General features: G+C 35.1%; 10 protein-coding genes and 1 pseudogene. 10 read left to right on the top strand and 1 reads right to left on the bottom strand.

Annotated features, from left to right (window positions below; translation table 11 throughout):
• Window positions 1-66: 66 nt before the first annotated feature.
• From OCV48_RS01350 to OCV48_RS01390, 10 genes and pseudogenes are all read left to right on the top strand, one after another.
• Window positions 67-921, top strand: a complete 855-nt coding sequence (locus OCV48_RS01350) for a hypothetical protein (protein ID WP_117841296.1) — start codon at window positions 67-69, stop codon at window positions 919-921.
• Between the two features lie 38 nt (window positions 922-959).
• Entirely contained in the window at window positions 960-2021 is a 1062-nt protein-coding gene (locus tag OCV48_RS01355; protein WP_147590912.1) for a S66 family peptidase, read from the top strand.
• 11 nt (window positions 2022-2032) lie between these two features.
• Window positions 2033-2233: pseudogene (locus OCV48_RS14005) on the top strand (helix-turn-helix domain-containing protein); the annotation flags it as partial.
• Window positions 2216-2749: an NUDIX hydrolase gene (locus OCV48_RS01360; RefSeq protein WP_394803214.1), complete on the top strand. Its 534-nt coding sequence runs from the start codon at window positions 2216-2218 to the stop codon at window positions 2747-2749. The pseudogene OCV48_RS14005 and the gene OCV48_RS01360, both read left to right, overlap by 18 nt.
• Window positions 2750-3145, top strand: a complete 396-nt coding sequence (locus OCV48_RS01365; RefSeq protein WP_147590914.1) for a hypothetical protein — start codon at window positions 2750-2752, stop codon at window positions 3143-3145. It abuts the gene before it with no gap.
• A gap of 33 nt (window positions 3146-3178) precedes the next feature.
• On the top strand, window positions 3179-4549 hold the full coding sequence (locus OCV48_RS01370) for an ATP-binding protein (RefSeq protein ID WP_147590915.1): 1371 nt from the start codon (window positions 3179-3181) through the stop codon (window positions 4547-4549).
• A gap of 76 nt (window positions 4550-4625) precedes the next feature.
• Window positions 4626-9296: a hypothetical protein gene (locus tag OCV48_RS01375; RefSeq protein ID WP_147590916.1), complete on the top strand. Its 4671-nt coding sequence runs from the start codon at window positions 4626-4628 to the stop codon at window positions 9294-9296.
• A gap of 615 nt (window positions 9297-9911) precedes the next feature.
• Window positions 9912-10361 (top strand): MarR family winged helix-turn-helix transcriptional regulator, encoded by a 450-nt coding sequence (locus tag OCV48_RS01380; protein WP_147590917.1) that lies wholly within the window; start codon window positions 9912-9914, stop codon window positions 10359-10361.
• Complete coding sequence (locus tag OCV48_RS01385) at window positions 10354-11709, top strand: MATE family efflux transporter (protein ID WP_394803208.1); 1356 nt, start codon at window positions 10354-10356, stop codon at window positions 11707-11709. The genes OCV48_RS01380 and OCV48_RS01385 overlap by 8 nt, the downstream gene beginning before the upstream one ends.
• A 158-nt stretch (window positions 11710-11867) precedes the next feature.
• A complete protein-coding gene (locus tag OCV48_RS01390) occupies window positions 11868-12011 on the top strand; it encodes a cysteine-rich KTR domain-containing protein (RefSeq protein ID WP_262558623.1) in 144 nt (47 codons plus the stop codon).
• 328 nt (window positions 12012-12339) lie between these two features.
• Here OCV48_RS01390 and OCV48_RS01395 read toward each other — a convergent pair whose 3' ends face one another.
• Window positions 12340-12885: a site-specific integrase gene (locus OCV48_RS01395; RefSeq protein WP_147590919.1), complete on the bottom strand. Its 546-nt coding sequence runs from the start codon at window positions 12883-12885 to the stop codon at window positions 12340-12342.
• Window positions 12886-12942: the final 57 nt, after the last annotated feature.

Genomic DNA, 12942 nt, shown 5'->3' on the forward strand with positions numbered 1-12942 from the left:
AGGGGATATTTGCTAATTGTCTAGTGACAAAGAAAGTGTGTGCTTTGAATTCAGGAGGCAAAAACAATGGATTGGAATGAAGTTTTAAAAGATATTGTGTCAGGAACAATACTGCTTGCTATAGGTGGTATAGGCGGATGGTTTGGTGGTGTGATTAAAGGAAAAAAACAATCATCAATGGCTGTTGAACGCAAAAATCAAATATATCAGCCATTACTTGATGAAATTAAAACATATACAACTTTTGACTGGTCAATATTGATAAATATAAAAGCGGACATTTTAAAACAAGTAGTTTGTGAATCGTATAAATTTGGATTAAATGAAGAAATACAAAATAAGTGTAATTATTTGTATGAAGTTATACAAGAGTATAATAATATAAAACCTGTTGCAGTAGCTAATCAAATTATTGTAGATATTTTTACAGAAGCTTATGAAAAAATATATGGGAATATTATTGATGGTATTGCTTATCATACTGACCGCGAAGGTAACGAATGGGAAGAGGAAGTACTAGTAGAATCGGTACAAATTATAAGAGAATTAAATCTTACTAAGGATATTGAGAACTTATTAAGAAATGAAGGTATGTATTCAAGTGAAGTTTGTGTTGATTATGAAAATGGATTATACGAGCCTATCTATCTAGAATTGAAGCGCATTTATGCATCAGCACTCCATGTCATTATAAATGGAAAGCCATGCAAGCATGCTCAGCCAGTAATAGAATTAAATATGTTACCAGAGGAATATATGGCGTATTATTATGATTTCTTTGATAGATATAATAATGATAAAAGGATAAAAAGGAAGTATGAATTAAGGGAGGAGATTATATATAGTAGCCAGTCTCTTGTAGAAGATATGAAGTCAATAATTGATAAAATTGTACGTATTTATGAAATTGAAGAAGTATAAAAGCGGACAGTGTTTTAGCAAAGAGAGAGGATGTCTGTATGCAATATGCAAGAAAATTAAGAAAAGGTGACAAAGTAGCGATTGTAAGCTTGTCAAGTGGAATGCTTGGTGAAGAATTTTGCAGTCATAATATTGAGATTGGCGTAAAGAGATTAAAAGAATATGGTTTGGAGCCGGTATTTATGCCTAATGCTTTGAAGGGTATTGAATATTTGCAAACTCACCCGCAAGCAAGGGCGAAAGACCTAAAAGATGCATTTCTGGATAATTCTATTGCAGGGATTATTTGTGCAATTGGTGGTGATGATACATACAGACTTTTGCCTTATCTGATGGAAGATGAAGAGTTTATAAAGGCGGTAGAGGAGCATCCAAAATTATTTACAGGATTCTCAGACACTACTATCAATCATTTGATGTTTTATAAATTGGGCTTGTCTACTTATTACGGGCCAAACTTTATTTGTGATTTGGGAGAAATTGCAGATGAGATGTTACCATATACCAAAAGGGCATTTGAGAGTTATTTGGAAGGTAATGAATCTGATGAAATTATATCCAGTGATACTTGGTATGAAGAAAGAGAAGATTTTTCAAGAGCCGCAATAGGAACAGAAAGAAAAACTCATAAGGAAGAACGTGGGTTTGAACTTCTCCAGGGAAGTGAAATTTTCCAAGGAGGATTATTAGGTGGATGTTTGGAAAGCCTTTATGGTGTATTGACTAATAGCAGATATGAAGATGAAAAGGAAGTTTGTGAAAGATATGATCTGTTTCCAAATAAGGAAGAGTGGATTGGGAAAATTCTATTTATAGAAACCTGCGAAGAAAAACCGACTCCTGAATTGTTTGAAAGAGAAGTGTTATTACTGAAAGAAAAGGGAGTATTCGACGTGGTAAATGGTGTATTAGTTGGAAAACCACAGGATGAAGCTTATTATCAGGAATATAAAGATATTCTTATTAGAGTGATAGACAATGAGAAACTTCCGATTGTTTATAATGTGAATTTCGGACATTCTATGCCACGATGTGCGTTACAGTATGGTGCTGTTGCAAAGGTAGATATGAAGCAGAAAAAGATTTATGTGAATAGATAGGAGCGAATACTATGGCTGTGTCATATAACAAATTATGGAAATTATTAGTGGATAAAAAAATGAGCAAATCTGATTTGCGTAAAAAGGCAGAAATTGCTCCTAACACGATGACAAAATTACGTCGTGATGAAGAAGTAAGCCTTACAATCCTAAGTAAGATATGTAAGACTCTAAATGCAGATTTTGGCGATATTGTGGAATATGTACCTGATGCGGAAATTTGGGATTTGTATGATGAAAATAGGGAACTTCTTGGGAAGAATCATGTTAGAGGTGAGCAGTTACCGATAGACGGATACCATCTGGTGGTGCATGTATGGATTCGCAATTCAAAGGGAGAGTATCTGATTGCACAGCGCTCGGCAAACAGACCAACATTTCCCTTGGTGTGGGAATGTGTGGATGGTTCAGTGGTAAAAGGGGAAGATAGTTTGCAAGGTGCGCTTAGAGAAGTAAGAGAAGAAGTAGGGGTAGATTTATTACCGGAAAAAGGACATGTTATTTTGTCTGATATAAAGAAAATAGAGTTTGGTAAAGTAGTTAATAAAATTGTAGATGTTTGGTTGTTCGAGTATGATGGAAAGGTCGATTTGAGCAATGCTACAACAGATGAAGTGGCGCAGGTTGCGTGGATGGGCAGAAGTCAGATAAAAGAATTGTTTGATGCAAATATGTTTGTGGATACATTGGAATACTTCTTTACGGAAGTGGAGAAAGAAGGGAGATAAATGTTTAAGTTTATATTTGATTTAATAACGGAGCCATTAGGGTTACCGATTGAATGGTACTATGAATGGATTATTCTATTAGTTATTGGAGAAATAGCATATCGTGTGGCATATGATAAGGTGGGTGTTTTGTATCAAAGCGGTTCTATATCTGGAAGATCTGTAGGCTCATTTTTTCATTGGATAATTCGTACTGTTGTATTTGTGGCAATATGGGCAATAACATATGGAGTGATTTGGATTGGCAAATTTGTTATGGCACATAAAATACAGGTCGCTATTGGTATATGTAGTATTGTGTCGGTTGTTATAGCCGTAAAAATATTAATTTGGATTAAAGAACGAAATGAATTAGTCAAAGTGCCAGTAAATGTTGAAGATGATGATAACCGGTAAAATGCTTTAAAAATAAAGAAAGTTGGTGAATATATGAAGGAAAAAGAACATCAATCCATAGAGTGGAAGGAGTCATGGCAGGATGAATATTTGAAATGGATTTGTGGATATGCCAATGCCTACGGTGGAACAATATACATAGGTACGGATGACGATGGTAATGTTGTAGGTATTGATAATGCAAGAGATTTATTAGAGCGAATTCCTAATAAGATTACAGATACAATGGGAATCATTGCAGATGTGAATTTGTTATATAAAGGCGAACTTGAGTATCTGCAGATAATTGTTGATAAATACCCATCTTTAATAAGTTTTCGTGGAAAATATTATTATCGTTCCGGAAGTACCATGCGTGAGATTACCGGAAAGGAATTGGAAAGAGCTTTGTTAAAAACGCAGGGAAGAACATGGGATGGTGTGCCTCTGCCAAAACTGTCAGTATCTGACTTAAAGCAGGATGCAATACAGTTATTTAAAGATAAGGCAGTGAAAAGAGGAAGGCTTACGAAGGAAGAAGTCAGTGTGGAAGATACTATCTTGATGGATAACCTGCACCTAATTGATGAAGATGGATATTTGATAAGAGCAGCAATGCTTGCATTTTATAAAGATCCAGAGAAATGGGTAACAGGTTCTTATATCAAAATCGGATATTTTGGAAAATCGGATTCCGATTTGGTGTATCAGGATGAGGTGCACGGGCCTTTGATAGAGCAGGTAGATAAGACCGTTGATTTAGTTTATACAAAATATATGAAGGCCTTGATTGATTATGAGGGAGTCCAGAGAATTGAGCAATTTATGTTCCACAAGGACGCATTCCGTGAGATTTTGTTGAATGCCATTGTTCATAAGGATTACAGCAGTTGCAATCCAATTCAGATTAGCGTTTACGAGGATAAGATATATATTTGGAATGATGGTGAGATGCCTCCAAATCTGGATTCTACAGACAAGTTGTTTATGAAGCATTCATCAAAGCCTTATAATCCGAAATTGGCTAATATCTTTTTCAAAAGCGGTATGATTGAAGCGTGGGGAAGAGGATTTGAGAGGATTAGGGAAGCTTGTGCGTTGTATGATGGACCATTGCCGGAATACGAGATTAATGAGGCTGGAATTATGGTTCTTTGCAAGGCTTGTGATAGGTATTTGGGGTTGTTAAGAGATGATGGTCAACATCCTGACCATCATCCTAACCAAAATGGTCAGGATGTGAATAAGCTGATTATTGATTTTTGTAAAGACCCGAAGTCGGTCCAAGAAATAATGGATGAATTTGATTTTGATAGCAGGACAAGTTTTAGAAGAAAGTATTTAACACCTATGCTGAAAAATGGTGTGTTAAAGATGACTATACCGGAAAAGCCATCAAGTAAAAATCAGAAATATTTTTCGTAAGAAAATAACCTAACCACATCTTAACCAATGTGGTTAGGATAAGAATACAAGAATTAAGAGAGAAGGTAATTGACGAATGGATCTAATGGCGGCAATTGGATTGCTTAGTTCTATTGTTACTTTAGAAGAGGCAGGAAGAAGTTGGGTATTAATTGTAAAAGACAAGTTAAAAAGAAAAGAGATTGATATCAATAATTGGGATTCAGATGATCCTTTAGTTCAGGCTTGCCTTGATAGATTTAAAACTGATATGGGGGATAAATATAAGGATCATATTTTTTCAGAGGAAGAAATACAAGAAATCATTCGGGGCTTTTTTGAGCAGAATAGAGAGCTGCGTATAGGGAATGAGGAAAAGAAGCAAATGACTCAGATTATTGAGGATATTTTATACGCATATAATGAGCATACGAAGTCCCTTATGTCAAGCGGTGAAAGAACACTACATAACACGCTATCATCGGATTTTTCCAAGATAATGGATAAGCTGGGGGTGATAGAAGAACAACCTCATAAGGAAAACATTAAAAAGTTTTTGCGTGCGATTGAAATAAGTAAAGAAATTGAACTTGAAAATATTGAAGAGCTTATTAACGGTGAATATGAAATTGACAGGTCAGAAATTATTGAAACGATACAGGCAGGACGAGAAAAATTAGTATCGATACAGGGAAATGCTGGTTCTGGTAAATCAGTTGTATGCAAAAAACTGTTAAAGGGAAAAGAATACGTATTAGTCACGCGAGCAGAGAATTTGTCCACAGGAAAGAAAGTAAACGAATTGTGGGATTGTGATGTAGAGGATGCAATCTTGTGGTTAGAAAATAAACCGCTGTATATATTTATTGATGCTATCGAATTTATTGCAGATTGTGGTGACAATGCATTTACGTTGTTGCAGGAGATATATAGGCTTGCAGATAAATACAGCAATGTATATATTATTACTTCATGTAGAACTACTGATAGTTCTGCGTTTATGAAGATTAATACAAAATATAGAATCAAAACATACGAGATTCCGGATTTGGCGAAAAATGAGATTGATAAGGTTGCTAAAAGTTATCCCATTATTTTATCCTTACAGCAGAATAAAAAATATTCGGATTTATTATGTGTGCCATTTTATCTCAATTTAATTGTATCGGGAGGATTTGTAGAAGAAAATATTAACGACGAGAATAATTTTAGAAATCTCATATGGGAAAGAATCATCTGTTTAAAAGACAAGTGCAAAAAATATGGTGTCTTACAAAGTGATGTTAGAAAAACTGTTGAGCGCATTGTTTTTGAACGTGCTAGTCGTTTTGTTGTTGGTGTTGATAGTGATATTGTAGATAGCGATATTCTAGAAGCATTGAAATCAGAAGGAATTATTGTCGAAAGCAGGAATAAGATTCGTTTGAAATATGATATTTTCGAAGATATTTGTTTTGAACGATATATAGATAAGGCGTTTGATGCATGTCATGGGTCGTATAATGTTTTTTTTGATGAAATAGAGAAAATCGGACGTTGCATATATAGGCGATACCAGATTTGGATATCTAACAAACTGTTTGTACAGGAGGCTCGCGAGAAATTTGTATATACACTGTTAACGGATAATAATATTGAAGCAAAATGGAAAAAGCAAACAGAAATTGGGATAGTAAAATCAAAATACTGTGGATTGTTTTTCAAGGAATTTCAGGAGTTACTCGATGAAACAGTGGTTGAAGAATTGTTAGATATAACAAACTTATATGCATTTGAGGCGAAAATTAATCATTCACCAGCATTAATAATGAATGTAACACCGATAGGAGCGGCACGTGAAAATTTAATTGGTATGGTTTTTGAAGAACGCATAAGTTTAGATAAAAATAGAACTTCTATTATTAAGCTGTGTGATGATTATGCAAATTGTTTTTATAAAACTGCGGATACTGAAGAAAAAGCATACAAAATAATAATTAGATATATTGACGAGCTAATAGAAAAGAGTAAAGAAGAAAAATCATATTATCAACATGATGAAGAGATTGTGCAGCTTTTCCTTATTGTTGCCAAAATGGCCAAGTCATCTAAGTCATGGCTGAAAGAATTTGTTGAAAATATGATAGTAGAATATTGCTCTGGAACTAGTAGAAGGGACAGTGTTGCTGAAGAGATTCTAAAGGCGGTTGTGAAAAAATGTCCACTTTTATTTGCTATGGAATTACCCGAATTGGCATGTAAATCAGCGGAAACATTATGGGGACAAAGAGTGTCAAGAAAGCATTTTAGGTATGATGGATATGACCATAATAATGTGAGAGCGTATGGTCTATCTGACAATGCAAATCACTTCGACAATAATGAAAACGGTGTGTATAATAACACTTTTTTCTGGTATGTTATGAGATGTGACTTCGTAAAAGGCCTTGAGTGGGCAATATCATTTGTTAATAATGCAGTACAGACATTTGCAGAGAATAAGCCAGATGAGATAACAAATATAGAAATTTTTTTTCCAAAGGAAAACAAGAAAAGAGTGTATTTGGGTAATGGATGGTTGTGGATGGCAGATATCATGGAACATAACCTTCCGGTGGTATTGACGGACATTGTTTTTGTAATAAAGAAGACTGTTATTAATTCTATGAGAAATTCTTCTGAAAGTGCATATATTAAAGGCTTAGCAGAATACGTTAAGAATACTATATATGAAAAGGCAAACAACGTATTGCTTTTGTCTATTATTGAGGCTATAGGGATGAATTATCAAAAAGAAATGCCGGGATATGCATTAGAATTAGCATCCAGTATGGAATTAATATATTTTGATATTCATCGTAGTGGCGAATTTATTTCTAATCCGACAAAAGAATTGTTGGAAAAACACATGATGCTATCAATGGGAGTTCCAGAAATAACCAGGCGATATGAGAAAGATGAAAAGTGTGCATGTAATTTGCAACAATACTTTGCTAATTCGTATCTTTATGGAGATGATGGAATAAAAAACAGATGTCATGTTATTTTAGATTACTTATATTCTATATATGATGAAAAAACGTATTCTAATGAGAATTTGCAGATCCAAAAAATGGATTTTCGTGATGTTGCTGTGACAAAAATAGATGAAAAGACAATAATGATTGAACCGCAGATCAAGGGAGAAGCACAAAAGATTGTTAAGAATAATGAAAATGCAAACGAACCAATATTGCAGTTGAACAAAATTATAAATCATTTGTTAGAGGATATTAATGATAAAAAGGCTAATGCTGGTCAAGTTATTACAGTGATTGATATTCTTTGTGAAAAGATGAAAGATGATTATCGTATTGAAATGCAGTTCGAGAAAGTACTTGTAACATTTATCGCGTCTGCATTGATAATGTGCGATATTACGGATGAACAGCGAAATAAACTAGTCGAAGAATGGATTAAGCGTGTAAAGAAAATATTTTCAAACCAATCTTATGTTGCAGAAGTTAATATGGTAATTGTATTGTGGGAACAATTAAATAAGAATATAAATAATGATCTTAAAAAGCAGATTTTGATAATGATATTAGAGAGTATTGTTAATGATGAAAAATCAGGATTGATTAGTCAATTGGCAGAATTAACATATTATTTTTTGGGAAAAAATAGGAATTATGCAAGTAGGGTTTTTAATACAATTATTATGCTTGCAGAAGATGAAATGAATCACCAGAAGTTTAATGCTGTATATATAAAAAATCATAATGATGCTGAGTATGAATTCATTCCTAATATGGTTCCTAAATTACGTGGCGTGGATTATTGGATTAGAGAAAATAAGGGGAATGAATATCAAAATAAGAGGTCTGAAATAATTCAAGAATATTTGTATGATGGTAAGGGGGGAGATCTTTCTGAGTTTGATATCAGTAATTATGATATAGACCTTCTCTGTAATATTGCATGTTGTGGATTGGATACAGAAGATGAGGAATTTGCCATAGTTATTAGTTCGATTGTGCAATGTATGATTGAAATATGGCATAAAAACTGTAAAGAAATGCGGGCTCATGAAATAATTGACACATTTCAAGAACATAAAGTATCCTCTTATTTTCAAAGAGAATTGAATATTATAGGACGAAATCCAGAAGCTGTTTATGATATTCTGTTTAAAGGAACTGACTTTTCGATATTTACCAGAGATACATTGGACTTTTATGAAGATGTTCTTAGTGGCTTTTTGGTGTCATATGTTGATGGATTTAGGGAGAAGGGTAAGAGAGCTGATATTGAGAAGAAGTTACATACTCTTGAAATCTATGTAAATAACATTCCAGAAGGCTATGTAAGAAATACACTCGAAAAGAGGCTGTTCCTTTGCAAAGGGAGATATAATAGATGGGATGTAAACAAGGTTAAGACAGAATATAGTTATAGAGATAAGTGCTTTTTGAATACGCAAATTGAAAAGTATGGCCACAATCATTTGTTGGATGTTCTATATACATTATATTTGCTTAATATTAGTGAGCTGTTACCGGAAATTTTGATCTCTATTAGTTCGTGCTTTACAAAAGCTATTAGAAATAATAAAGAACAGTTTGCAAAAGATATAAAAGATTCACAGGTGATAGTTGATATGATTATCTTGAAATCTTTTATATTCTATAGCGATGAAATAAAAAAAGATGAGAAACTGATTAATGCGTATGAGAACATACTGTTAGCATTGACAGAAATAAGAGACGAGAAGGCTGCTGTACTATTAGATGAATTTAGAATTCATTGAATTGAACGTTTTTAGTAGTAAAAGTAGATTATATCTGCCATTGATTTTGTAGAAGCAATATTGAATTATTGCAACTAATTTGATACTAAAGTTTTTGAAAACGATATGAAAAGAGTAACATTAGATGAAACGGATGTGGTGGAATGTCGCATAAAATCAGCATTTTCGATTTGATGATACTTCCCTCGGGAAGAGTTTGAATAAACAAAAATGCTTAGCAAATCCAGCGTTTATGCGGGTTTGCGGCATTACAAAAGGTCTTTTGATAACAAATTGATAACGGTTACGCAAGTGCGATTATTCTTACGGATAAGTGGTTTGCAGGTCGAGGAATGATTTTAAAGTGGTTTGTGTGACTGTGATAAATCCATATTAGAAACGCCCTTAGCTGTGGGTAGTAACTCATGGCTAAGGGCGTTTTTTGCGTTCTTGTCAATCGGTTTTTAGTTTGTCTTTTGCTGATTTCTTCGGTGGTGAGTTTTGCAGCCTGTTTCCATCAAAGCAGGCAGAAATTGATTTGTGTTTAGGAGGACAAAGCGGCAGATATAATGCTAAAAGTAGTTGCGTGCGCACGCATATTGAGGTATAATACGTTCTGATTGGAGGTATATATCTATGCAACTATTAAAATGGCTTTCAGTAACAGACCGATTTTACAAAATCTATTTGGATAAACAGCTTGCCCCCTTTGGAATCAACAACAGTCAATATATGTTTTTGATTAAAATCTGTCATTCGCCTGGCATTTTACAGGATTCTTTAATGGATATGTTTTATGTTCATCCGAGCAATATTGTACGGACAGTTGCGGCATTAGAAAAGCAGGGAATGATTATGCGTTCCCCAAATGATAAGGATAAGCGGACGTGTAAGCTGTATCCTACGGAACGTGCGCTGTCTGTAATTGATGAGGTACAGACGGTATGTGAAAAGACAGAAGATCTTTTATTGCAAGGCTTCAGGGAATCTGATAAAAACCTCTTTATTGATTTGCTGATTCAGGCAGGTGAAAATATTACAGCGGAACTCCGTATAGAAAGAAAGGGGGATGAATTTAATGACTGAGAATCCCCTAGGATATGAAAAAATTTCAAAACTGTTGAAAGATTTTGCCATTCCCAGTATTATTGCGTCTCTTGTCGGCTCAATCTACAATATTGTGGATCAGATTTTTATTGGTCAAGGGGTCGGTTATCTGGGAAATGCAGCAACCAATGTTGCCTATCCGTTCTCTACCATCTGCCTTGCTATTGCACTGCTGGTTGGAATCGGCAGTGCTTCCCGTGTTTCCCTCTGTCTTGGATGCAAAGAGCCGAAAGCTGCCGCTAAAGCAGCGGGAAATGGTATTGTTTTGATGGGAATTTTCGGAATTATTTATTTGTTGGTTGGTGAAGCTTTTCTGTCTTTGCTACTAAAGGCATTTGGGGCAACGACAGATGTATTTCCATATGCAAAGCAGTATGCCAGCATAACATTGATTGGAATGCCGTTTCTTATTGTAACGAATGGTATGAGCAATTTGATTCGAGCAGATGGAAAACCAAAGTATTCAATGGTTTGCATGGTTATGGGAGCTATTATCAATACCATTCTTGACCCTATTTTTATTTTTGCTTGCGATTGGGGAATTGCCGGCGCAGCTTGGGCAACAGTTATTGGGCAAATTTTTTCCTTCATACTCGCACTCCGTTATCTATGGCGTTTCCAAACAATCCATTTTGAAAAAGAGTCGTTTTTATTGGACATCAAAGAAAGCATGAAAATTTGCAGCATGGGAATCAGCAGCAGCTCAAATCAGATTGCAGTTACCGTGATTCAAATCATTCAGTACAATTCGTTGACTTATTACGGCGCATTAACAAAATATGGAACAGATATTCCCTTAGCTGCTTGCGGAATCGTTATGAAAACAAATGCCATAATCCTTGCGATTGTTGTAGGAATCTCGCAGGGAACACAGCCGATTATCGGCTTCAACTATGGGGCAAGGCAATACCATCGTGTACGGGAGGCTTACCTGCTTGCGGTAAAATGGAACCTTGTAGTTTCCACTATTGCTTTCATCGCATTTCAATTTTTCCCACAATCTATCATTTCGCTGTTCGGAGATGGGGACGAGCTGTATTTTGAATTTGCTGTTTTGTTCATGCGTACCTATCTTTTCATGGTGTTGGTAAATGGTGTGCAGTTGCTTTCTTCCAGTTTTTTTACCGCAATAGGAAAATCGTTAAGAGGTGCTCTGTTGGCATTAACAAGGCAGACCTTTTTGTTGATTCCGCTTACCCTGCTGCTCCCGCTTCGTTTCGGAATTATGGGAGTATTGCTTGCGGGGCCTGTTGCTGATTTTTCAGCGTTTGTACTATCTGTTGTACTGGTGGGTATAGAATTAAAAAAACAAAAAAATGACATGTAAACAACAGCCATATGTGAAAACATTCTTTTTCCGCCGTTAAGTAATCAAGAAGCAAAAACTTAAAAACCGTTGCGATAAATTTTATAAATTTAGTAGGATAATATTTAGAAGTAAGGATTGAGAAAAATATGGAAACTATAAAATGAGTTCTATGTCCTATCTGTGGAAATAAAACCCGAACGATGATGCAAGAAGATACCGAATTAAATAACTTTCCACTCTACTGTCCGAAGTGTAAACAGCAAACACTTGTGAATGTCAAGCACTTTGTTGTTTCGGTTAGCATAGATAGTGCAAATTAAGATGGTATCTGAATAGAAAAATACAGTATGCTAAATATTTTACAAGGCTTGATTTTCTAAGCAAACTCGCTTATAATTTAAGCCATAGCATATAGCTATTATCCACAGCTACTGAGCAAGTGTTATCAATACTGATAACAAAATGATAACATTAGCTTATATAGGCAGGATAATATGGATATATCAAATAATCAAAGGATTTACATACTCGGCAGAGAATAATTTCTAAACAAAATTAGTTAGGAAAAGTCGAGTTTGAATAACGCAGAAAATCGCCTTATCCCTTGAAAACACTGGGGGTTAGGCGGTTTTAATTTTCTTTGTGATGTTAAGGTGATGTTACGGGACCATTATTAACATCATTTCCAAAAGCTTCATTCAGCCGTGATGCTAATTTCACATCTTTGTCCGGATACAAATGTCCGTAGGTATCCATTGTGGTTTTTGCTGATTCGTGTCCAAGTCTTCTCGAGATTTCCAAAATATCAAATCCCATGTTGATCAGCATACTTGCATGAGAGTGTCGCAGGTCATGTACACGGATTTGCTTTACACCAGCTTTGGCGGCGAGCGTTTTGATTTCTCCGATGAGCGAAGATTTCGTGAACATAAATATTCTGTCATTCTTCTTTATCTCATACAGTTTGGAAATGTGTTCCTCTATTTCATTGTAAAGGAACTCCGGAATTGTCACGATGCGCTTACTTCGGTTTGTCTTTGGAGTAAGTGTTACCTGTTCCACATCCACAACGGCAAATGTCTTGCAGATGTTCAGCTGCATAGATGGAAGAATATCTTCTGGTATGAGTGCCAGGAGTTCTCCTTCTCGGGGAATATCTGAACCGTATATTGATTTTGCACCATATGATTGCATTAATTATCTGACCTGAAATAGTTGCCGACGCAGCGCCTTTCACACCCCGGTTGAAAA

This window comes from Bovifimicola ammoniilytica (assembly GCF_025567085.1).
GTDB lineage: Bacteria > Bacillota > Clostridia > Lachnospirales > Lachnospiraceae > Bovifimicola > Bovifimicola ammoniilytica.